Annotated in this window: 21 protein-coding genes; 11 read left to right on the top strand and 10 right to left on the bottom strand. The window is 39.2% G+C overall.

The genetic code is table 11. The features are described 5' to 3' along the window. Nucleotides 1-43: 43 nt before the first annotated feature. From TSP02S_RS09735 to TSP02S_RS09700, 8 genes are read left to right on the top strand one after another with little or no spacing between them, the layout of a single operon-like run. On the top strand, nucleotides 44-1,540 hold the full coding sequence (locus TSP02S_RS09735) for a sugar ABC transporter ATP-binding protein (protein ID WP_041083676.1): 1,497 nt from the start codon (nucleotides 44-46) through the stop codon (nucleotides 1,538-1,540). After that, the gene (locus tag TSP02S_RS09730) at nucleotides 1,537-2,559 is read left to right on the top strand and encodes an ABC transporter permease (protein WP_041083675.1); all 1,023 of its coding nucleotides are present in this window, start codon (nucleotides 1,537-1,539) and stop codon (nucleotides 2,557-2,559) included. The genes TSP02S_RS09735 and TSP02S_RS09730 overlap by 4 nt, the downstream gene beginning before the upstream one ends. Before the next feature lie 16 nt (nucleotides 2,560-2,575). Continuing rightward, nucleotides 2,576-3,778 carry an S-methyl-5-thioribose kinase gene (gene mtnK / locus TSP02S_RS09725; protein ID WP_041083674.1) on the top strand — a complete coding sequence of 401 codons (1,203 nt, stop codon included), beginning with the start codon at nucleotides 2,576-2,578 and terminating at the stop codon, nucleotides 3,776-3,778. A gap of 14 nt (nucleotides 3,779-3,792) precedes the next feature. Further along, complete coding sequence (gene mtnA, locus TSP02S_RS09720; RefSeq protein ID WP_041083673.1) at nucleotides 3,793-4,830, top strand: S-methyl-5-thioribose-1-phosphate isomerase; 1,038 nt, start codon at nucleotides 3,793-3,795, stop codon at nucleotides 4,828-4,830. Nucleotides 4,831-4,846: 16 nt separating this feature from the next. Continuing rightward, entirely contained in the window at nucleotides 4,847-5,758 is a 912-nt protein-coding gene (locus TSP02S_RS09715; RefSeq protein WP_041083672.1) for a transketolase, read from the top strand. Then, nucleotides 5,755-6,756, top strand: a complete 1,002-nt coding sequence (locus TSP02S_RS09710) for a transketolase family protein (protein ID WP_041083671.1) — start codon at nucleotides 5,755-5,757, stop codon at nucleotides 6,754-6,756. Before TSP02S_RS09715 ends, TSP02S_RS09710 begins: the two co-directional genes overlap by 4 nt. Nucleotides 6,757-6,770: 14 nt before the next feature. After that, a complete protein-coding gene (locus TSP02S_RS09705; protein WP_041083670.1) occupies nucleotides 6,771-7,919 on the top strand; it encodes a RuBisCO large subunit C-terminal-like domain-containing protein in 1,149 nt (382 codons plus the stop codon). 48 nt (nucleotides 7,920-7,967) lie between these two features. Next, nucleotides 7,968-8,894, top strand: a complete 927-nt coding sequence (locus tag TSP02S_RS09700; RefSeq protein ID WP_041083669.1) for a sugar-binding transcriptional regulator — start codon at nucleotides 7,968-7,970, stop codon at nucleotides 8,892-8,894. A 281-nt stretch (nucleotides 8,895-9,175) separates the two neighbouring features. On the opposite strand, the gene TSP02S_RS09695 is transcribed toward TSP02S_RS09700, so the two are convergent. From TSP02S_RS09695 to nagZ, 6 genes are read right to left on the bottom strand one after another with little or no spacing between them, the layout of a single operon-like run. Further along, entirely contained in the window at nucleotides 9,176-10,003 is an 828-nt protein-coding gene (locus TSP02S_RS09695) for an ABC transporter permease (RefSeq protein ID WP_041083668.1), read from the bottom strand. 9 nt (nucleotides 10,004-10,012) lie between these two features. Then, nucleotides 10,013-10,966, bottom strand: a complete 954-nt coding sequence (locus TSP02S_RS09690) for an ABC transporter permease (RefSeq protein ID WP_041083667.1) — start codon at nucleotides 10,964-10,966, stop codon at nucleotides 10,013-10,015. Continuing rightward, entirely contained in the window at nucleotides 10,963-12,456 is a 1,494-nt protein-coding gene (locus tag TSP02S_RS09685) for an ABC transporter substrate-binding protein (protein ID WP_041083666.1), read from the bottom strand. The genes TSP02S_RS09690 and TSP02S_RS09685 overlap by 4 nt, the downstream gene beginning before the upstream one ends. A 22-nt stretch (nucleotides 12,457-12,478) precedes the next feature. Continuing rightward, nucleotides 12,479-13,228, bottom strand: a complete 750-nt coding sequence (locus tag TSP02S_RS09680) for a GntR family transcriptional regulator (RefSeq protein ID WP_041083665.1) — start codon at nucleotides 13,226-13,228, stop codon at nucleotides 12,479-12,481. Between the two features lie 43 nt (nucleotides 13,229-13,271). Next, a complete protein-coding gene (gene murQ / locus TSP02S_RS09675) occupies nucleotides 13,272-14,174 on the bottom strand; it encodes an N-acetylmuramic acid 6-phosphate etherase (RefSeq protein ID WP_041083664.1) in 903 nt (300 codons plus the stop codon). After that, complete coding sequence (nagZ, locus tag TSP02S_RS09670; protein ID WP_041083663.1) at nucleotides 14,171-15,676, bottom strand: beta-N-acetylhexosaminidase; 1,506 nt, start codon at nucleotides 15,674-15,676, stop codon at nucleotides 14,171-14,173. Before nagZ ends, murQ begins: the two co-directional genes overlap by 4 nt. Before the next feature lie 112 nt (nucleotides 15,677-15,788). On the opposite strand from nagZ, the gene TSP02S_RS09665 reads away from it, so the two are divergent. The 3 genes from TSP02S_RS09665 to TSP02S_RS09655 are packed head-to-tail and all read left to right on the top strand — an operon-like array spanning nucleotide 15,789 to nucleotide 18,929. Next, on the top strand, nucleotides 15,789-16,589 hold the full coding sequence (locus tag TSP02S_RS09665; protein WP_041083662.1) for an electron transfer flavoprotein subunit beta/FixA family protein: 801 nt from the start codon (nucleotides 15,789-15,791) through the stop codon (nucleotides 16,587-16,589). Continuing rightward, entirely contained in the window at nucleotides 16,586-17,536 is a 951-nt protein-coding gene (locus tag TSP02S_RS09660) for an electron transfer flavoprotein subunit alpha/FixB family protein (protein ID WP_041083661.1), read from the top strand. The genes TSP02S_RS09665 and TSP02S_RS09660 overlap by 4 nt, the downstream gene beginning before the upstream one ends. Next, nucleotides 17,529-18,929, top strand: a complete 1,401-nt coding sequence (locus TSP02S_RS09655) for an FAD-binding oxidoreductase (protein ID WP_041083660.1) — start codon at nucleotides 17,529-17,531, stop codon at nucleotides 18,927-18,929. The genes TSP02S_RS09660 and TSP02S_RS09655 overlap by 8 nt, the downstream gene beginning before the upstream one ends. Here the strand turns inward: TSP02S_RS09655 and TSP02S_RS09650 are convergent, their stop codons facing one another. The 4 genes from TSP02S_RS09650 to TSP02S_RS09635 form a co-directional block, all read right to left on the bottom strand. Further along, nucleotides 18,930-19,775: a DMT family transporter gene (locus TSP02S_RS09650; RefSeq protein WP_232503702.1), complete on the bottom strand. Its 846-nt coding sequence runs from the start codon at nucleotides 19,773-19,775 to the stop codon at nucleotides 18,930-18,932. 180 nt (nucleotides 19,776-19,955) lie between these two features. Continuing rightward, complete coding sequence (locus TSP02S_RS09645) at nucleotides 19,956-21,959, bottom strand: methyl-accepting chemotaxis protein (protein ID WP_041083658.1); 2,004 nt, start codon at nucleotides 21,957-21,959, stop codon at nucleotides 19,956-19,958. 186 nt (nucleotides 21,960-22,145) lie between these two features. Then, the gene (locus tag TSP02S_RS09640; RefSeq protein ID WP_041084399.1) at nucleotides 22,146-22,985 is read right to left on the bottom strand and encodes a carbohydrate ABC transporter permease; all 840 of its coding nucleotides are present in this window, start codon (nucleotides 22,983-22,985) and stop codon (nucleotides 22,146-22,148) included. A gap of 13 nt (nucleotides 22,986-22,998) precedes the next feature. Next, a complete protein-coding gene (locus TSP02S_RS09635) occupies nucleotides 22,999-23,868 on the bottom strand; it encodes a carbohydrate ABC transporter permease (protein ID WP_041083657.1) in 870 nt (289 codons plus the stop codon).

Below are 23,868 nucleotides of genomic sequence, written 5' to 3'. Positions count from 1 at the left end.
AAGGGGGAGTTGGGCAGGGCACATCGCCCTGCCTTTTGAATCTATGACAGTACTCAAGGCAAGAAATTTGAGCAAGAAATTTCCCGGTGTTTTAGCCCTTGATAATGTCGATATAGAAATAAAATCAGGTAAGGTACATGCACTTGTGGGGGCAAACGGTGCAGGTAAAAGTACGTTGGTCAAGATATTAACTGGATATTATGACAATTACGATGGCGTTGTAATGATAGATGATCAACAAATCACTTTAAAAGCACCATTTGATGCATTTCATAATGCAATTGAAGTAGTTCATCAAGAAGTCGATACTCAGTTGGTCTCGAATCTCACCGTTGCTGAGAACCTTTATTTAGAAAATTTTGCTACAGGTGAGTTTGGCACAGTTATTTCCACAAAAGACCTGAGAGGGCGCGCAGAAAAAGATCTAAATGATATTGGTTTTCCCATGTCAACTTCTGCCAAGGTTGAGAACCTGTCTCTACACGAAAAGCAACAACTTGTGATAGCAAGAGCTTTACTGCACAAAGTCAAATTTCTCATACTCGATGAACCTACGTCTTCACTGAGTTTGATAGAGGCTGAAAAACTCTTTGATCTTGTAAAAAGGTTAAAACAACGCAATGTTGGAATTTTGTATATAAGTCAGCGATTGGACGAGATTCAGATCGTGGCAGATGAAATTACTGTTCTCAGAAATGGGAGAAAGGCAGCATATTTTGATCATGTACCTCCTCTTTCAAAGATAGTCGAGGCGATGCTTGATTCACCTCAGGAGGATCTTTTCCCCAAAAAAGATACAAGACAACTTGGACAAGAAATTTTGAGAGTGGAAGATTTAAAGTGGCGTAACAGAGTAAACGGAGTGAGTTTTGGTGTCAGAAAGGGTGAAATATTGGCAATAACAGGCCTTACAGGTGCTGGAAAAACAGAAACGCTGAAGTTGATCTTTGGTGCTTTGCGTGCCGATCAAGGGAGAATTTTCGTAGATGGAAAACAAATAAGAATAAACAGTCCAGTTGATGGAATAGCAAATGGCATATATCTTGTGCCAGAAGAAAGAAGAAAAGAAGGATTGATCCTCGACAAATCTGCAAGAGAGAATATAACTGTGCCCTTCTTAAAAGATTTCTGTGGTTTTATGGGTAAGGTACTCAAAAAAAGTGAATGTAACCACGCCAAAAATTTAGCCGAAAAGGTTCGATTAGTGCCTTTCGATATTGAACGTCAAGCACAGTATTTTTCTGGTGGAAACCAGCAGAAGATAGTTGTCAGCAGATGGCTTGGAGGTAAACCAAAGGTACTTTTGCTTGATGAGCCCACTCAAGGTGTTGATGTCGGAGCAAAAAGAGAGATATATCAATTGATCGTTCAGATTGCGAAAGAATCTGCTGTAATCCTTGCCACCAGTGAGATAAATGAAGCCGTCGGAATAGCCGACAGAATATTGGTCATGAGAGATGGTAAGGTTGTGGCTGAGCTGAATTCTGAAAATGCAGATTCAAAGGCGATAATGAGTTATGCAGCGGGGGTGAAACAGTGAAAAGGAATTTCGCAGATCAAATGACCAACTTCATGCTGAAATACGGAGTGATAACTGCTCTGGTTGTACTAATAGTCTTTTTTTCATTGACTACGAGATCTTTTTTCAGTTTAGACAACTTTTTCGACATCCTTAGAGCTGTCTCTATTTTGACTATTGTGGCGATTGGTGTGACTTTTTCGGTTGTTGTAAATGGTATGGATGTATCTGTTGGTGCCGTGACAGGATTTGCAGTGATATTTTCTACAGCCTTAATGGTTATTTGGCAAATTCCTTGGTATATTGCAATAGTCGGTGCTCTGTTGGTTGGAGCTGGTATCGGATTGCTCAATTCTTTCTTGATACTGAAACTTCGGATACCTGATTTGCTGGCTACACTTGGGACACTTTATCTCGCTCAAGGTTTGCAAATGTGGATCACAAAGGGTGATGCTGTATATAGAGGAATGACAAATCCATGGGATCCGATGCGCCAAGTAACAAAGGGATTCATACCAAAAGAATTCTTGGTGATTGGACAAGGTTTTTTGTTCAAAACCGAGAATTTTCGCGGTATACCTGTACCGGTCATCATAATGCTCTGCGTAGTATTGGTAACTTGGTTCTTTCTTGAATTTACAAGATTTGGCAGGGCTTTCTATGCAGTTGGTGGAAACATCGAGGCTGCAAGGTTAGCAGGTATACCAGTGAAAAAATATAGAACAGCTGCTTACGTAATAAGCGCTTTACTTGCAACCCTTGCGGGCCTTGTACTCGCTTCACGCATAGGTTCAGGTGCAGTTAAAGCAGGAGATCCTTACCTTTTGGATGCGGTTGCGTCGACATATTTTGGTTTTGCAGTGCTTGGTGTGAGAAGACCAAACGTATGGGGGACATTTCTGGGTGCAGTTTTTGTTGGGGTGATGTTGAATGGTCTTACCATGCTCAACACACCTTGGTACATACAGGATTTTGTCAAAGGGCTTGTTCTGGTTTCAGCTCTGGGAATCAGTTTTGCCATACGCAAAGAATCGCGTTAATAGGGAGGTTGAATGAATGACCCAGTTCAATGAAAAAACCGTTCTGGAATATGTGGAAAAGACCGATCTGAGGGAAACTATTCTGGGTAAAGGAGAGTTATCGTCTGAGTTGATTTCCGAGGGAAATGTGAATTTGATATTTCGCATTCGCAATGTCGATAGTGGGAATTCTGTGATATTGAAACAAGCTCTGCCATATGCATGGCGTTATCCAGACTTCAAAATGCCGGTTGACAGACAGAGAATAGAATACGAAACTCTTAGCATAGAATCGCAGTATGCACCAGATTATGTCCCAAAGATATATTTCTACGATAATAAAACGCACGTCTTGGTGATAGAAGATCTCAAAGAATTGAGAGTTATGCGTGAAGCTTTAATAGATGGAGAGATCTTTCCAAAAGTTGCCAAACACATAGGAATTTTTATGGCAAGAACCCTATTTTACACTTCTGACCTTTATCTGTCATCGCAGAAAAAAAAGGAAATGGTGATCAATTTTTCAAATCCTGTACTTTGTAAAGTTCAGGAAGATTTGGTATTCACACAACCATATATTGACCATCCCAATAACAGGTGGAGTAAACCACTTGATAACATAGTAAAACAAATTCATCAAGACGACAAAATCAGAGGAGAAATATTCTATTTCAAAGAGCTTTATATGACCAAAGCACAGGCTCTGATTCACAACGATCTTCACACAGGATCGATAATGCTGGATCAAAATAAAACAAAGGTCATTGACCCAGAATTTGCGTTCTATGGTCCAATGGCACATGATATAGGGACCTATTTTGCAAACCTTGCAATTGCCTATGCTGCACAAGAAGCACATAGAACAGAACCGAGTACGAGGAATGCATACCGACAATGGATAGTTGAATCTTTCGAAGAAACCTGGGATGTTTTTCAGCAAGAGTTTTTACGTATTTGGGAAAATGATTCAAATGGTGAATGGCCTTCAGAAAACTATAGAGAAAATTACATGCGCAGACTTCTTAAAGAATCAGCAGGATTTGGCGCGGCAGAGATATTCAGAAGAACAATAGGAATGGCGCATGTTCATGATTTTTGGACAATAAAAGATGAAAACCTTCGAGCTAAGGCAGAAAGTATTGCTTTGGATATCGCTATCAAATGGATCAATTCGTGGAAATATTTTGAAAAAATTGTAGATCTATCGCGTGCTCTCAAAGAATCGAAACCTCTCATCTGAAAGGAGGAAGTAATTTGAGTACATTCAGGTCTATAGAGTGGAAAAAAGATAAGCTCGTACTTTTAGATCAAAGATATCTGCCAGAGAAAACTCTCTATCTTGAATTGAAAACCGTTGATAAAGTCGCCAAAGCCATTAAGGAAATGATAGTGAGAGGTGCTCCTGCGATTGGAGTGGCGGCCGCTTATGGGATAGTTCTTTGCGTGCAAAAACTCTCGAAGAATGATGATCCAATCAAAGCACTTGAGAAAGCCGACGATCTTTTAAGATCCTCAAGACCTACTGCCGTAAATCTCTTTTGGGCATTGGACAGAATGAAAAAAATCTGGCGAGAATTTAATGGTTCAGTTGAAGATTTAAAAGCAATTCTGGAAAAAGAAGCAATCGATATTGAGCATGAAGATGTTGAAATAAATAAAAAAATAGCCAGAAATGGTGTTGAGTTGGTACCTTTTGGGGCAAAGATAATTCATCACTGCAATACAGGATCTTTGGCAACAGTTGATTACGGTACAGCCTTAGGAGTAATAAGATATGCACATGAAATGGGTAAGAATATACATGTTTTTTTGGATGAAACAAGACCAAGATTACAAGGAGCTCGTCTATCTGCTTGGGAGATGAAAGAGCTTGGTATACCACATACTGTGATCGTAGATGGAGCAAGTGGATTGGTGATGAGAAGATTCAAAATCGATCTCGTGCTTGTTGGAGCAGACAGAATAGCAGCCAACGGTGACACCGCAAACAAAATAGGAACTTATAATCTCGCTGTGGTTGCTAAATATCATAAGGTTCCATTTTATATCGTTGCACCAACCAGCACGATTGATCTCAAAACACCCACAGGCCAAGATATACCAATAGAGGAAAGAAGTGCCGATGAAATTCGTCGTGTAGGGAATACTTGGGTTGCACCACAAGAAAGTCCGGTTTTCAATCCGGCCTTTGATGTGACTCCTGCAGAACTAATTTCAGGCATTATCACAGAGAAAGGGATTGTTTATCCACCTTTCAAAGAAAACCTCAAAAAACTTTTTGAAACGACATGATCAGGAGGTGATACGAATGAATGTTGATGATATAAAGAAAATAGCAAATGGGATAAGACGCAGGGTTCTTGAATTCACAATAAAAAATGGTGGTGGATATCTCTCTCAAGCATGTTCAAGTGCAGAAATTCTCGCCACACTTTATGGTGAAATTTTAAACATTGGTCCTTCGATAGCTCCGAAGATTCCTCCTGTTTTTACTGGTGTGCCATCGAAAGACAACAAAGAATATTTTTCCGGTTATGGTTACAACGGGCCAAAAGAGCCTCATCTTGATAGATTTTTTCTCAGTCCGGTGCACTATGCTTTGGTACTATATGCTACTCTCGTTGAAACAAATCGCATGCTCGCCGAGGGTTTAGAGATGTTCAACAAGGATGGTTTTACAGTCGAAATGATAGGTGCCGATCATTCTCCTGGCCATGAATTGATGTCTGGTTCACTTGGTCAGACAATCTCACAGGTACTGGGAATAGCACTGGCAAGAAAAAGAAAGGGCGAAACTGGGAAAAACTGGGTTGTCATGTCAGATGGTGAATTCATGATTGGTCAGACATGGGAAGCCATTGAAACACTTTCTTTTTACAAAGTAGATACTGTCAATGTGATAATCGATGCAAATGGACAATCAGCAGATGGAAAGATCGATACGGTAAATCAAATTGAACCGTTGAAAAAAAGATTGGAATCCTTTGGAGCGGTGGCGGTTGAAGTAAATGGGCACGATATACAACAACTCATTGATGCAGCAAATACTCCTCATGAATCAAAACCTTTATTTGTTATCGCAAGAACTATTCCATATCAGGGTATTGAAATACTCAAAAAAAGAGCGCCAAAATTTCATTACATAAGAATAACGAATGAACAGGAAAAAGAGGAGCTACAACAATTTCTAAAAGAAAGATTCGGGGGTGATAATCGATGAAATTAGAAGCGAGAGTTCATGAAAGGAATCTTGTCAAATGGGCAGCTGATAAACCAGAAGTCGTTGTTTTCTCAGCCGATTTAACCAACTCCACAGAGATAGGCTTGTTCAAAGAGACCTATCCAGATAGATTCTATTCTTTCGGAATGACTGAACAAAACATGATGAGTGCAGCAGGAGGTATGGCAAGGGAAGGTTTCACACCATTCGTACACACTTTTGCCGTTTTCATGTACAGAAGAGCGTTAGATCAAATAGAAATGAGTATAGCCTATCCAAATCTGAGAGTGAGGATATTTGGCTTTTTACCGGGAATAACCACCCCAGGTGGAGCGTCGCACCAGGCGATAAATGATGTTGGGATTTTAAGGACAGTTCCAAACATGACTATATTGGAAACAGGTGATGCGACAGAGGTAGAGAGTGTCCTTGATGTGGCCCAATCAATCGATGGACCTGTTTACATCAGGCAACTGAGGGGACAAATACCAAGATTGTTTAGAGAGCCAATGAAACTTGGGAAAAGTCGTGTTTTGAGTAAAGGAAATGATATTACTCTGATAACAAGCGGCATCATGACTGAAGAAGCTTTGAAAGCCACCACGATATTGAAAAAGGATGGTGTCTCTATAGAACATCTTCACATCTCAACTCACAAACCATTTGGTGATGACGCAATATTTAATGCAATTGAGAAAGCAAAGTATGGTGTGATTACCATGGAAAATCACACAATCATTGGCGGGCTCGGTAGTTCGGTATCAGAACTCATGGCTGAAAATGGGATTGGTAAGCGCCTTGTGAGAATAGGCTTGAAAGATACCTATGCCCATGGAGGTAGCAAAGAATATTTGATGAAATATTATGGGTTGGATGCAATGAATCTTGTAAAAGCCGTTGAAAATCTCATAGGTCAAAAATTGGATATCGAAGAAGACGATCTTGCAGAGCCACAGATAGATGAGATAGAACAAATGATAAAAGCTGAGGACTTATAAGAAGGTGAATCGGTGTGATCAAATACGAAACTGAATATCTTTTCAGCGGCGAACGATTCAAAGTGATATATCAGATATTTGAGAAATTCAACAAAGCCAAAGAGGTTGCTGAAGCGATTTGCGTTGAACAAACCATCGAATTTCCTGTGGAACTCACTGGAAAATCGATAAAGAACCATGTGATTGGAAAGATTGAGCAAATTCAGGAATACCAAAATTCTGTGGTTGCGACAATAAGTTACCCAGTTGAAGTTGTAGGAAATGAACCGACACAATTTTTCAACGTCATCATGGGAAATTGCAGTTTGTTTCCCAATCTGAAGATAATCGATCTACAACTTTCTATGTCTGTAGAGAGTATATTTCCTGGTCCACGTTATGGAATCTCTGGATTAAGAGAGAGACTTTCAATACATAATAGACCTTTTCTTGCAACGGCTATCAAACCAATGAGTCTTTCTTCTGATGAACTCGCTGAGATGGCTTACCGTTTGGCACTTGGTGGTATAGATATCATCAAAGATGATCATGGCCTTGCCGATCAACCGTTCTCAAAATTCGAAGAACGTGTCGTTAAAGTGACAGAGGCAGTTCACAGGGCAAATCGTGAAACTGGTTTTCACACGATCTATGCACCAAACATAACTGCGAGTGAACAGGTCATGATAAAAAGAGCAGAGTTTGTCAAAAAGATTGGGAGTGGTGCACTACTTGTATCTGTGGCTCTCTGTGGTTTTGGAAGTTTTATAACCCTGAGGCGGGAAGTCGATCTTCCAATTTTGAGCCACCCAGCTTTTTTGGGTGGGTATCTGTCTGTTATGGATTTTGGAGTTTTGTTTGGGAATATACAACGTATGATTGGCGCAGATGTGGTGATATTTCCAAACTACGGTGGTCGCTTTACTTTCTCAAAAGAAGATTGTCGAAAAATAGATCGAGGGCTCAAAGATCCTTTTGGATCTTTCAAAGAGGCTTTTCCATCTCCTGCAGGAGGTATGAACGTCAGTGCCACTGGTGATATGATTTCTTTTTATGGCAAGGATGTTGTATTGTTAATTGGTGGAGCCCTTCACAAGATGGGTATGGATCTTACGGAGAATGTCAAGGTTTTTAGAAATCAGATCGAAAAAATCTGTCAACTTTCTTCATTGGAAAATGATTAAACTAAAAGTGAGAAGTTCAAAGATGTCAGTTGAAGGAGAGAGTCTTTGATGCTTGGCTTTCAGAACTATGAAGATCTTTTAACCATAGTTGCCTGGATGTACTACATGGATGAATACACCCAGCAACAGATAGCTGAAGAACTTGGTATAACAAGAACAAAGGTCAGCAGATTACTCTCGGCAGCTAAGAGTCAGGGGATTGTTCAGATTCGAATAACTCATTCTCTACCTGAATATTATGTTCTCGAAAAAGAACTCAAGAGACGTTTTGGACTGAAAATAGCAGTTGTTGCTCCTGAAGATAGAAACCTACTTGGCCAATTTGGTGCCGAGTCTCTTTTGAGATTCATAAGTGAACACAGACCATGTAGAGTTGGTCTTGGATGGAGTACTACTGTCAGTTCGATGGCACCACATTTGATTCGAAGAAATATACAACTTTCTCATAAATGTTCTGTTTATGATCTAACGGGTAGCTTCATTGGGCAAAGAAATCCTTATAGTATAAGCTGGATTTTAGCTGAAGCAACAGGTGCTCAATACATTCCCTTAGCTGTACCTGTGCTCGTAGAAAATCCTTCTATAAAAGAAGAGCCTTCTATAAAAAGAGCTTTAAAAGAAGCTTCTGAAGTTGATATAGCGTTTGTTGGCATGGGATGTGTGGGTCAGGAAAGTACTCTTTTAAAGACAAGATTAGTTTCAAAGGAAACGATGGAACAACTTGAGAAATTGAATTGTGTTGGAGAAGTCCTTATGCGATTTTTTGACGAAAATGGAAAACCGGTGCGAACTCCTCTTGATGACAGAATAGTGTCTATTGATTGGGATGCCATTCAAAGGATACCGATATTTGTAGTAATGGCTGTTGGAAAAGAAAAGGTTTCACCACTCAAAGCCGCTTTGAAGGGTGGATGGGTTTCAGGATTGATAACAGATGTATATACAGCAAAAAGCTTACTTGGCAAGGCACAATAATATCTATCAAACCCAAAAGATTAGACCTATGGCAATATACGAAGGGGGTATTTTATCCACCGGTGGATCAGCGCTGTCCATTATATAGTATACGATTTTTTGTTTGTAACAATTTCTTGTTTTTGCCTTTCTGATGATACTTTGGTATAGAAAACTCATTTTGTTTCACTATTCATCGCTATAACATAACTTTGTTGAGACTAACTTTTGAGAGTTTACTATCGTTGGTTTTTGAATAACTATTTTCATCCTATTTGTTTTGATTTAAGGTATAAACTATTCTATTTATTCTTGGGGTCTAAAACATCCCTCAATCCATCTCCTAAGATATTCAAACTCAGCACAACAACGGCGATGACAAGACCAGGGAAAAGTGTTATCCAAGGTGCACTCAGCAAAAAGGCGGTACCTTGTCCTACCAAACCACCGAGGGTTGGTTCTGGTGGTGGAACACTCAATCCAAGAAAGCCAAGCGATGCTTCGGTGAGAAAAGCCGTGGAGAGATTTGTTGTGAAGGTTACTATGAGAACCGACGAAAGGTTTAGCAATACATCGTTGAGCATTATTTTTAAATCGCTTTTTCCTATAACCTTTGATGCCTTCACGAACAAACTTTCTCTTATAGATAAAGCAGCTCCTCGCACCGTTCTTGCGAAGATTGGTACATAAACTACACCTATAGCGATTATCAAATTGACAAGGCTTGATCCAAAAAGGGCTACTATGAACAGAGCCAATATCAATGAAGGAAAGGCAAAAAATCCATCACAGATTCTCATTATGACCAAATCGTATCCTCCACCGTAATAGCCAGCTATGAGCCCAAAGATCGTCCCGATAAAAGATGCGAGCAAAATCGAGCTGAATGCTATTATCACACTTTTCTGAAGGCCAAAAATGCATCTTGAAAAAATATCTCTGCCAAATTGATCTGTTCCAAAAAAATGTTTCAAAGAAGGTGGTTCGAGTATGGCATCGTAATCCATCGAATAGGGACCATACCGAGCAAAAAAGTCTGGGAAAATAGCTATTATAAGAATCAAGATCAAGATCACTGAGAAAATTAAATTCAAAGGATTTCTAAAAAGTCTTTTCAGAGTTCTATTCATCTGAGATCCTCACCTTAATTCAACACGTGGATCAACAAGAGTGTAAATGAAGTCAACGATTATGTTCAAGACGACAATAACTAAAGCTATGAACATCACCACAAATTGAATAACTGGATAATCTCTCTCGTTAACTGCCTGTAAAAGTAATCTTCCCAATCCAGGTAATGCAAACATATTTTCTATGACGATCGTCCCTGCCAAGAGATATCCAAGTTGAATACCAGAAAGTGTTATGATTGGTATCAATGCATTTTTAAGGGCATGTTTCCCTATGAGTTTTGAATAACTCACGCCTTTTGCTTTAGCAGTCTTCATGTATTCCTGCTGCAAAACATCGAGCATCGATGATCTTGTCATTCTCATGATTTGAGCTGAAAGCATCAAGCCAAGTGTTAAAGATGGTAAAAACATCACCTGCAAATTCTTCAAGATATCTTCCTTCATGTGTACATAACCAAATATATTGAATCCTTGGAATAGTCCCGCAAAGATCACGATCAAAATCGCCCCCACCCAGAAAGATGGGGACGAAAGACCTATCAATCCGATAACTCTGACCAATCCATCAACAAAAGAGTTTTTCTTGATAGCGGCGATAATGCCAAGTGGAATTCCTATGATAGTTGCGAAGAACATCGATAAAACAGACAATTCCAGGGTCACCGGAAATCTGTCGAATATCAGATCTATAACTTTTTTTCCTGTTCTAAGTGATGTACCAAAATCTAATGTTGCCAGATTTTTCAACCATATGCCAAATTGAACGATCAAAGGTTTATCGAGACCATATTGCTTGTACAACTGGTTTATCTGTTCTTTTGTGAGATAATTCTGTGTTCCTAAAATCATATCTACGACATCACCTGGAACAAGGTGTATCATTATAAAAACTACAAAAGCAACAAACAAAACCGTTGGAATCGATGTAATGATACGTCTTATGAGATAACCAAGGCTCACTTCTTATATGTCTCCCTTAAGAACACAAGACTCTCGTTTGCAAGAAGTTTAAAGCCTTCAACAGATGCATTACTCACAAAAATCTGGTTTGCACTGTACAAGAATATGACGGGTGATTCTTTTACAATGATTCTTTGTAATTCATCGTAAATAGCTTTTCTCTTCGATATATCGACTTCGCTTCTTCCAAGATCGAGTAGCTCATCAACTTTTGGATTTGAATACAAGAAAACATTTGTTGATCCACCTGTATGGAATGTTCTGTAAAATTGGACATCAGGTTCTATTGATCCACTGTTCATGGAAATAAACGCGTCAAAATCACTCTCACGCCATCTTTTGATGAATATACCCCATTCGACCAAGGCGATCTTCACCTTAACGCCAATTTCAGCAAGTTGAGCTTGAATCACCTGTGCAACTTTATCGAAATTGTATCTCTGGGAAGTCACAATTTCAAACTCAAAACCATTTGGATAACCAGCTTGTGCCAAAAGTTCTTTTGCCTTTGCAGGGTTGTATGTGTATTCATCAAAAGCCTTTGGTTGAAGTGCCCATGGTTGAACGGCAGGGTTCAGTGGTCCTGTAACAACACCCTCGGAAAAGACCACTGCCTTTATAATTGCCTCTCTGTTGATGGCGTAATTAAGCGCATTTCTTACCCTTGGGTCGTTCAAGGGTTTTCTTGTAGTGTTGATACCTATGAGATAGTAACTGAGTACAGGTGATCGATAGATTTTAAATTTACCTTCTGGAAATTGTTTGAGATTCAATGGTTCGTTGATTTTCGCTATGTCCACATCGCCATTCTTCAAAGCTGCTACTCTGGAAACTTCTTCTGGCATGAACACGATCTTAATCTCATCAAGTTGAGGTTGGTCCTTCACAAAGTAGTAAGGATTTTTCTTCAAGATCATGTAATTGCCAGGCACATATTCAGCCAGATAGAACGGACCTGTTCCGTTGGTTTCAAGTTGCATATTTTTCCCTGACTCAACAAATTTTTTCGAGACTATCGAGCTGTTCACACCTGCAAAGTTAGGTAGAAGGGCACTTGCCATGGGTTTTTTCAGTTTGAACTCGATTTTGTTATCACCTATGGCTTTGATAGATTCGACATCTTGATAAAATGCGGCAGCAGGTGATTTTGTATCTGGATTCAGTATCCTTTGAAAACTGAAAAGTACATCTTCAACGGTCAAGGGAGTTCCATCGTGAAATTTCACACCTTCTCTGATCTTAAAGACAATCGTGTAAGGATCTACCGCCTGAGCTTCTTCGGCGAGATTTGGCAATAATTTCATACCATCACCATACTTGAGTAAACTGTCATAGATATTTTCCAAAACTCTGTGTGATGCAAAGGCTGTCACAAGATGCGGGTCTAAGCCGACTGGTTCTGTTTCCATTGCAATGACTAACTTTCCACCAACTGCAAAAGCTCCAACTACTGCAAAAACTGCCAAAATAGCCACCAAAAACTTTTTCATGAAAGCACCCCCTTTATGGTTTTCATTTTTCAAAGACACCAGTTGTTTTTAATTCGATTTTGAATCTGTATTTGTCTCCTCTGTAGATAGATCTGACAAATTCAACACACCGATTATTAGATGTGTATGTATAACGCTTTCTCAGCAGTGAGCAAGTACCAACTGGAACACTCAAATGCTTTGCATCAAGTCCAGAAACCTCGGTTACCTCGAGAATCTCATAAGCACGTACCAGTGGAAGTTTTAGTTCATTTCTCAAAAAGTCATACAAAGATTCTTTTGACATGTCTTTCTTCAAAATATTCAAAAGTCTTATATCCACAGCTGTGTTTAGATATGCACTTTCGATGGCAACTGGATCTTCGTTCATGTATCTTATGCGTTTGAGCAATATCACCATTGTACCGTGTTCAATTTGGAATATCTCTTCAAGTTCTGGAGGAACTTCGACTAACTTGTTCTCGAGTACTACAGATTTGACGGAAAACCCCTCTTCCTTTGCCTTGTCCGTAAAACCCTTGAGTACATTCATTTGTTCTTCTTCTTTTCTACCGGTGATGAATGTCCCTTTGCCTTTGGCCCTGTTTATAAATCCTTCAGATCTGAGTTCTTCGAGTGCTCTTCTTACCGTCAACCTACTTACATTGTAAATCTGTACCAATTCGGACTCAGGCGGTATGCGATCCCCTGGTTTGTAGATCCCATCGAGAATCTTCTGCTTGAGATTCTGATAAACTCGATAATAAAGTGGTATTGGGTATTCCTTATCCATCTCTATCCCCTCTTTCAAAAAATTAGATTAAAAGCATCATACATCATTTTTTACCGACCATGTACAGCGCTTCCCTTAAACTTGGATGATCCTTTAAAACTCTTCGACATTCTTCGAGTGTTTTACCCGACATGATCATGAGGATTGCTTGTTTTACATTGTAATCAGATTTAGCCAGATATTCTGCAGCTGTTTTTTTATCGACTTTTGTTATTTGCATAATCATATTGCAAGCTCTTTCTTTTAGTTTTTCATTTAGGACCATCACATCAACCATCAGGTTATCGAAGACCTTGCCCATCTTGACCATGATTGTAGTACTTATCATATTCAAGATCATCTTTTGTGCAGAGCCTGCTTTCATTCTTGTGCTACCAGCAACAACTTCTGGTCCTGTTTCAGCACTTACTACAATATCAGCCAGTGGTCCGAGTTCTGGATTTTTCACATTGCATATCAAGGCAGTATGACAACCACATTTCTTGGCATAATTGAGTGCTCCTGCAACATAAGGAGTCCGTCCACTTGCCGCTATGCCAATGACAACGTCTTTCGACTCTAATCGATGTTTCTCAAGGTCTTTCACTGCGCCTTCTTCATCGTCTTCGACACCTTCTAATGATCTTCCAAGTGCTTCATGACCACCTGCTATTATCGGTATGAAGACATTTTCTGGTAAGCTGTAAGTTGGTATGAGTTCAACGGCATCGATGAAAGCCACCCTACCACTTGTACCTGCTCCGACATAAAAAACACGTCCACCTGTTTTCAATGCTTTTAAGCACATGTGAACAACTTCGTTTATTTGAGGTAAGACTTCGCGCACTGCCAAGGTTACAACGGCATCTTCTTCGTTGATGATTTTAAGTATCTCAATGGTGTCTTTTGTGTCGAGATCTTTTGATTTTGGATTTGGCAATTCTGTGGGTAATTTAGACAGACTCATTTTCGCACCTCCACAGGTAGTTGTCCGACTGGTTTGATTTCTCCCAACAGTACTTTTAGAAGTGCTTCTTGAGAAACTATTTCATAGCTATAAGAACAAATTGACGAAGATTCAACCAAGAAACAATCATATGGATTTCTCAATGCGACTATTAATAGTTTTTTGAAATTCTCTCGAACGTTCTCAATGGCAAGTTTCTGCCAATCTGAGAGATGTGCATTTTCAGTGAAAAAGACACACCTATTTCCTGATATATCGATTGGTTTGTCTTTTTCGATCACGAGAAATTTTGTAGAAAATCTCTTTGACAATTCTTTTGCGATCCATGGTACACCGGGTTCTGTTTCTTGCACTTGAACGAGTCTACTTGTCTTCACAGTTACTACAAAGTCATCTTTTGAAAGTTGAACAGGTATCATCTGATCTGAGTCACTCACAAGTGTTATAGATTGATCTGCTATTTTTTGCATTATTTTCTGATCTTGTGAAAAATCCAAATCGATTTTGTTTGAGAAAGTTGGTGCGAATTTTTCTTTGAATTTTCGAATCCTTGCCAAAGATTCTCTCAATCTGCTCTCGAGTACTGGGTCATCGTTTATTTTTCTTGCCAGGGATCTCACGGCTGATAACTGTACTGTCGGTTCATGACAGACAGTGAGTACATCCATACCGGCTTTGAAAGACTCTAATACAGCATCTTCAACAGACATATTCTTTGTGATGCCACCCATGAGTAGATCATCAGCGACAGCTATACCATCATATCTCAATTTCTTTCTTAAGAGATCTGTGACTATTTCTTTGCTAACTGTTGCTGGCATTCTGTTTTTTTGCAATTTTGGGAGATATATGTGAGATGGCATAACAGACTCTATACCCATATTCATCAATTCTTTGAATGGTAACAATTCCCATCTTTCAAGTTCTCTCAAGTCTTTATCCAAGGTTGGCATATCTAAATGTGCATCTACATTCACACTGCCCTTGCCTGGAAAATGTTTTGCACAAGCCGCAACACCGATCTCCTTCAAACCAGAATAAAATGCCGAAGAAAAGATCGCAACTTTTTCAGGAGTGTCTCCAAAACTTCTGACACCGATTCCTGGGTTATTGGGATTGTCGTTTATATCAACGACCGGGGCAAGATTCCATGTTATGCCAATTGATTTCATCTCTTTTGCCAGAATCTTTCCAGCAAGATATGCATTTGTCTTGTCACCAGTTGCTGCAAGTGCCATGGCACCACAAGAAACGGCAAAACCTTCTCTGAGTCGTGTTACAATTCCACCCTCCTGATCTATAGCAAAGACAACGGGTTTCTTCACAACTTGTGTGATCTGTACTATTAGATTGTTGATTTGAGATGCAGATTCGATATTCCTTGCAAAAAGGATCACAAAACCTGGTCTGATTTCTTCAAGGGCCTTAATTGTTTGATCGTCAAGCTCTTTTCCTGGTATTCCAATCATGAAGAGTTCGCCAATCATCTGTTCAAAGTTCATGTTTCATCCTCCTTTTTTATAGTATTATAACAAATCTCAAGGCAATATGTCTTTACATTATAGTCATTTATGGTATAAGATATGTACAGCTAAGAGAAGGGGAGAGAAATTCATGAAAATCTTAGTTTTGGTAAAACAGGTCCCAGATACAGATAAAGTGAAGATCGATCCAGTGACTGGTACGATGATTCGAGAAGGACTCGATGTTGTTATCAATCCATTGGATCTGCATGCACTTGAGCTCGCTTTGTTTTTGAAAGAGACTCATCAAGCCCGAATCACAGTTTTGAGTATGGGACCTATGAGTACAGAAATGGTATTACGTGACACACTTGCGCTTGGTGCTGATAGGGCAATTTTGCTCTCGGATTCAGCTTTTGCCGGATCTGATACTTGGGCAACCAGTTATACGCTCTCGGAAGCTGTGAAGAGATTGAATATAGAATATGATCTTGTCATCTGTGGAGAAAAGGCAACCGATGGTGAAACAGGACAGGTTGGTATTGAGTTTGCTGTTCTTTTGAATCTGCCAGTTGTGACTTATGTATCGAAGTTTATATCACTCGAGAACGATTCTGTTGTCGTTGAAAAAACAACCGAAGATGCTTACGAAAGATGGAGAATCAAACTTCCTGCTTTGATATCGGTCCTAAGGAGTGTTAGTGAACCAAGATTGCCTACCCTATCTGGTAAGAAACTGGCTTTGTCCAAGAGAGTGGAGATTTACAGTGCCAAAGACCTGAGACTGGAAAGCAACGAAGTAGGGTTGGTTGGTTCTCCAACAAGAGTTGTGAAGGTCTATAATACAAAATTATCAAGGGACTGTCGCTTTTTTGAAGGAAAGGATTTGAATGAAGGTATTCAGGAAGTAGTGCGAATTTTGAGAAAATACAAAGGAAGTGTTCAAAAATGATCGGGATCATAAATAATCAGATAGATAGAAATACAATTGAACTCTTGGGCAAGGCAAATCAAATGGCACACAAGATTCAAAGTGAAGTTTATCTTTTCATAGTTGGTCCAAAGTCTTTGAAAATAGACGATGTAAAAGATTATGCCGATGCAACTGTTTTACTGTTATCGGAAAAATTTGAACATTTCTCGCTTTATCCATTTCTGATAAATCTCGAAAACGTTGTGCTCAAATACAAACCATCTATTCTCTTAGCGCCTGCGACCACTTTTGGAAGAACGATCATGCCAGCACTTGCTGCAAAGCTTAAAACAGGTCTGACAGCAGATTGTACCGATCTCGATGTAGATGAAAACGGAAATCTCTTACAAACAAGACCTGCTATAGGTGGTAATGTCATGGCAACGATCATCACACCAAAGCACCGTCCGCAGATGGCTACTGTACGTCCAAAATCGTTTTCAATTCAACCAAAGAAGAGAAAAGGAATAGTCCAATTAGAACAAATAATCGATGTAAAAGATCGTTGCGAGTTCATAAGTGCCGAAAAAAGAGAGTCGAGCGCACAGATTGATCAGGCAGAGGTTGTTGTGTCGGTCGGGAAGGGTTTGAGAAGGAAAGAGAACACGGAAATCGCAGAAAGACTTGCCAGAGTTGTCAACGGTGGAGTTGGTGCGACAAGAGCAGTTGTAGACGCAAAATGGTTTTCACACGATCATCAGGTGGGTTTGAGCGGAAAAACGGTGAAACCGAAGGTATATATCGCGGCAGGTATTTCTGGAGCAGTACAGCACATAGCGGGTATGCAAACATCTGAGATCGTGATTGCAATTAACAAAGACAAATATGCACCGATATTCAAGGTAGCAGATATAGGCTTAGTTGCTGATGCTTACAGTACACTTGAACAGATTGTAAGAATACTGGAAGGTGAAGAAAATGAATAAAATTATAGAAAAACTCAAGTCCATCGTTGGACGAGAAAATGTGAAGACTGAATACGATGAAATCGAAAAATATTCTAAGGATGAAACGAGTTCTGTTGAACCTTCTTTACCCATGGCTGTAGTCTTTGCAAACAATACCGAACAGGTAAGTGAAATATTGAAGATCGCGAACGAGTATAAAATACCAGTTACGCCAAGAGGAGCCGGCACAGGGCTTTCTGGAGGTGCGATACCAAAGAGCGGTGGAATAGTACTTTCACTTGAAAAGATGAATCATATTTTAGAGCTGGATCTTGAAAATATGGCAGTTGTTGTGGAACCTGGTGTGATAACTGATGAGATACAAAAATTGGCTGAAGAGCATGGTTTATTCTATGCCGGAGATCCAGCAAGTAGTGAAAGTTCTTCCATAGGCGGTAATGTTGCGGAGAATGCAGGTGGTGTTAAGGTACTCAAATATGGCCCTACTGCCTTTCATGTCTTGGGACTCGAAGTAGTCTTGCCAACCGGAGAAATTGTCAACTTCGGTGGAAAGATGATGAAAAATGTTATGGGTTATGACATGATCAGGTTGTTTGTAGGTAGCGAAGGTACACTGGGAATAATCACAAAGATCATTCTCAGACTGATACCAAAGCCAAAGTATTCCGCAGTACTACTGACACCTTTTAAAGATATGGAAACTGCTGTATCTTGTGTACCGAAAGTTTTGAGTCAATCTGGCATATTACCAACTTCTATCGAGTTGATGGATAAATATTCTGTGGAAATCTCTTCTAAATTTTTGAATGAAAATATTCCACAACAAGGCGTCGATTGCCATTTAATTTTTGAAATAGAAGGTCTTGATAAAGAGAGTCTCACAAAAGCATATATCTCCTTAGGAGAAAAACTTCAGCAGATGGGTGCATTGGAGGTCTACATTGCAGACAATAGACATCAAAAAATGAAGATCTGGAAATTCAGAAAGGCTATAGCTGAAGGAATCATAGCTTTTAGACCAAAGCATTGTATGGAAGATGTTGGAGTACCTATAAAGTCCATCCCAACGCTTATAAATTCAACTTATGACATAGCTCAAAGGAATGGCGTAGAGGTATTGAATTTTGGTCATGTGGGAGATGGGAATGTTCATGTGACCTTTCTCAAACCAGAAAACATGGCGGAAAAACAGTGGGATGAGGCTATGCACAAATGCTTGGAAGAATTATACTGCGTTACGGCAGACCTTGGTGGTACTATGACAGGTGAACATGGAATAGGGGTCAAAAGGAAAGATTATCTGAGAATCTTTTTGACTCAGACAGAGATCGAGATCATGAAAAAGATCAAACAAGCAATCGATCCAAATGATATACTCAATCCAGATAAAATCTTTCCGAATGAGTTCTGATCAAGCGTTAGATTTCACGGATTTATTTTTCAACGCTGGCAAAGCATATCTCAAAGTGACTGAGGTTAATATAATAGTGCCACCAAAGAACGCCCATGTAGATGGTTTTTCACCAGCAAATAAAAAGACCCAGATGGGATTCAGTATGGGTTCAATAACAGAAATCAGTATCGCTTCAAGCGCAGTCACATATTTTATAGCAGTTGAATAGAGTATGTAAGACAAACCAAGCTGGAAAACACCTAAGAGGATTATTCCAACCCAGCTAATCGCATTAGGAACACTTCTGAACATGAATGGCAAGCCTATTAATGCCGTTAAAATGTTGCCCATCAACGTCGATTCAATAGGTGAAGCATCTTTCTGTTTCCGCAAAAAAATTATCAAGAACGCAAACGCAACGCCACTCAGCACACCCATGATGTTTCCTGCAAAGCTGCTTGGTCCAAGTTTATCAAGAAAGAAAAGAAACATACCAAAAATAACAAGGCCAATCGTTACCCAGTCGCTGATTTTTGTTTTTTCTTTTAAGATTAAAGAGCCGAAGATAGCTACATACACAGGTGAACCATATTGAAGTAAGATCGCGTTAGCTGCTGTTGTGAATTTGTTTGCGCAAACGAACAACAAAACAGTTGCCATGTAAAACAAAGCCGCCAGAATTTGATCTGATTTCCACGTGAACTTTGGTTTTCTAATATATGCCCATATAATCAGTGCAGAGATCGCACTCCTTGCACCTGCGATTGCCAATGGATTCCATTGAACAAGTTTTATCAAAATACCAGCCAAACTCCACAAAGAAGCAGCAAGTGCCAGATAAAAAATGGCGTTGGATCTCTTCACTTTCATCCCTTCTTTCCGCGAAATCAAATCGATTGTACAGGATCATCAACTATTATGTTCATTAGCTCATTTTTATCACAACTTCATAAAAGAAGTGTTGCTTTCAAGCAAATCTAAGGAGTGAAAAAATAAGGAGCAGTAATGCCCCTTATTTGGTTGGGTGAATTTTCCGATTTATTCTTAAATCTTAAACTTTCTAACCTGTTCAACAAGAGTTTCAGCGATAGAAGATAACTCTTCAGAAGCACTTGAAACACTTTGACTTGAATCAGCTTGTTGTTTTACTGCTTGAGTCATCTCTTCTATCTGTTGTGCTATGGATGTTATTGACTTTGTTGCACTGTCCATTGCACTACTCATCTCTTGTGCCGCTGCACTCTGTTCCTGTGCACTCGCTGCTAAACTCTCTATCTGACTACTTATCGTCTCTACTTGTTTTAGAATATTCATTAACCTTTCTCTTACTACCTCAGATTGTTCTGTTGCCTTCTCTACTACCTTCACCGTCTCAGTTGTAACTATACTCGCTTGTTGTGCTCCTTGTTGGATCTGATTCAATATCTGTCCTATCTTGTCTGTCGCTTTCTTACTCTCTTCTGCAAGTTTTCTTATCTCATCTGCTACTACTGCAAATCCCCTACCTGCTTCTCCTGCCCTCGCTGCTTCTATCGCTGCATTCAATGCCAATAAGTTTGTCTGTTCTGCTATTGAGTTTATTGTTTGTACTATCTCTTGTATGTTCTTTGCCCTTTCACTTAATTCATTCACTGCCTTCTCTGTTTGTGTTGATTTCTCTTTGGTCTGGTTTATTATCTGTACTATACTCTGTACTGCTTTCTCTCCTTCTTTGGCTGCATTGTTCACCTCTGATGCTTTTTCTGTTAATCCTTGAGCTGATTTAGATACGTTCTGTGCACTGGCTGCTACTTCTTCTATACCACTTGTCACTTCTTGTATCGATGCACTTGCATTCTGTGCTGATTTATTTACTTCTTCCATCTGTGAGGATAATTCTTCACTGGTTGCACTCACTTCTTGAGCTGTGCTTGCTAAATTCTCTGAAGATGCATGTATTTGGTTTGATCCTTCTTGGATTGTTCTCATAGATTCTTTCAATGATTCTGCCATTTGTTCTAAGGCTTGTGCCATCTGTGATACTTCATCTTTGCCCTTTGCTTCAAATTTCACTGTTAGATCTCCTTTACCAAATTCAGTTGCTTTATTCGCCAATGCTTTAATGGGTTTTGATATCGACGTGGAAACAAAGAGTATGAGTATTGCTGCTATACCAATCAAGATAGCAAAGATGATTATGATAATCATGAGTAGGTTGTTGACCTGTGCGAGTACTTGTTTTTCAGGTATACTCACTGCAAAAGACCAACCTTTTACTATGTCTATGGGTGCGTAGAAGGCATAATCAACAGATCCATCTGGATGGGTGAATTTACCAAATCCTTCTTCTGAATTGAGCATCTTTTTGGCTATCTCTTCTATTCCTTTATATCCTTCTTTTGATGCCTGGGTGATGTTGAGTTTCATCACTACGTCTTTGCTTGGATGAGCAAGTACTAAACCGGTAGAATCTACCACCCAACCATAACCAGCTTTACCTATTTTGATTTTTGATGCTATATCACTTATTGTGTCAAGTAATATTGTTGCTCCAAATAACCCTATTGTTTTGTTGTTTTCATCCTTTACTGCAGATGCTATGACAAAGACTGGTTTGCCTGTTGCCTTTGAAATCAATGCGTCGCTTATCGCTATGTCTTTACCCTGTTTCATGATTTGTATAAAGTAAGATCTGTCTGCAACATTGGTAACACTTCCAAGGGTTGTTGGGGCATTACCATCTGGATATGCTATGAATGCCATTTCAAAATATGGTTTTTGTTTCATTCTCGGTGGTAGATAGTTTTTCATCAAATCGTCCCAACTTCCACTTTTTAGAGCGTTGTTAACGGCATTTGTCCCAGCGAGCCATTCCACTTCTTTCACAAGTCCATTGATCCATTCATTCACTATATCTGATGCTTTGTTTGCCACTTCAAATGCCATTTCTTCGATGTTGGATGTGACTGTCTTACTAATTTGAAAATAGGCGATAAAGGCTACTGCTGTGACAAGTGCTAAAATTGGTAGCAAAATCAACATTAACATTTTTCCTCGCAATGTTTTCATAGCGAACAATCCTCCTTTTATGACTGTTAAAATATTGAACTAAGTTATATGTTGCTTACAAATATGTTTAATATGTTTAGAAACACTGAATCAAATTATATACCTGCTGGATACATTAGTCAATATGCAAAAAATATACACATGCATTCAAAAGAATTTCGCACTGAAAAAAACAGGTGGGACTTTTTATCCTTTTATCCCGCTTCCAACAAGTGATTTGACAAAAAGATCTTGGAGGGCAAAAAACAGGATTAACGTGGGAGCTAACGCAATAACAGTACCAGCCATGATTATACCCCAGTTGTTGGAAGATTCTGCATTTATGATCATATTTATTGCGACCTGTACTGTCTTCATTTTATCTTCCATTGCGACGATCAAGGGCCAAAGGTACATATTCCAGGCATACGTGAAATTTATGATCGCTGCACCGGCTATGATTGGTCTTGAGAGTGGGAGAATGATTTTTGTGAAGTACTGTATCTTGGTAGCACCATCTATTATTGCAGCGTCTTCGAATTCCTTTGGTATTGTTTTGAAGTGCTGTTGCATTAAAAAAGTATTTGTTGCACTTGCCATGAAAGGTATTGTCATTGCCCAGTAGGTATTTGTCCAACCAAATTTACTCACTATTTTAAACAGGGGAACTATCAAAACTATCTCGGCTGGAATGAACAGAGTGGCAAAAAGAATGTAGAAAGTTATTTTATCTCCTTTAAAACGAAAATTTGCGTATGCATAACCAGAGAGCGAACCAGTCACTAACTTACCAAGGGTGATCAAAATAGCTATTATTAAGCTATTTAACATCATTCTTGCAAATGGGACTATTTTGAATGCATCTAAATAATTTTTTGTGAAAAAACCTTGTGGTAGAAATTTTGGTGGATAAGCAAAGACAAATTCAGGTGGTTGGATGCTCATTACCAGAGCAAGAAATATAGGAGCAAAGATGATCAAGCTCGAAATCAATAAGAGTATTTCGACAACTATTATTTTCACGAGTTTTCTTTTTGACTTTTTCATCATAAAGTCACCCCTATTGATAGTGAACTCTCTTTTGACCAAAGGCGAAGTAAATAATTGTTACAATCATCATGATGCCAAACAAAATAACATTCTCGGCGGCTGCTAACCCTGTTTTTTGAAATCTAAAGCCATCCATGAACAATTTGTAGATCATGTTCGTTGTATAACCTCCTGGACCACCTTTTGTCATAACATCTATGATGGCAAATGACTGGAACATCGATGAAATCAAGCTCATTATCACAAGATAGAATGTAATTGGAGAAACTAAGGGAAAAATGACTTTCCATACTCGAACCCACGAACTTGCACCATCTATGACACTTGCTTCTATGACTTCACTTGAGATACTCTGAAGTGCAGCAAGATAAAAGATCACGTTGAATGGTAGAGTTTTCCAAATCGAGGCAAAAATCAAAGAATACGCAGCATAGGGTCTTGTAGTTAACCATTGGGTTTGTATACCAAACAAGATTCTTGAAAGATAATTGACATGTCCAACTACGGGATTTAATAGAAAGCCCCAAAGAGCTCCTGATACAGCGTGTGAAACGGCATAAGGAGCAAAAATCAGCGTTCTGTATATTCTCGCACCTGGTACTTTCTGATCGAGTAAGAGTGCGAGGAAAAAAGACAAAAAGATCGAAGATAAAACTGTCACGGCGGTGTAGATCAATGTGAAATTAACAGATGCCAAATAATCTTTGTCTTGAAACAGATTCAAATAATTCTGAAAATCAACAAAGATTTTCCTGTTGCCAAAGACAGAAACGCGGTAAAAACTCGAACTGAAAGATTCATAGGCAGGAAAATATATGAACAGAACAATCACAACATAAGTTGGTATCAAAAGTAGATAAGGTAGAAATTTCTTTCTCAC

The organism is Thermotoga profunda AZM34c06, from assembly GCF_000828675.1.
Lineage (GTDB): Bacteria > Thermotogota > Thermotogae > Thermotogales > DSM-5069 > Pseudothermotoga_B > Pseudothermotoga_B profunda.
This window is presented reverse-complemented; position numbering and strand designations above follow the sequence as displayed.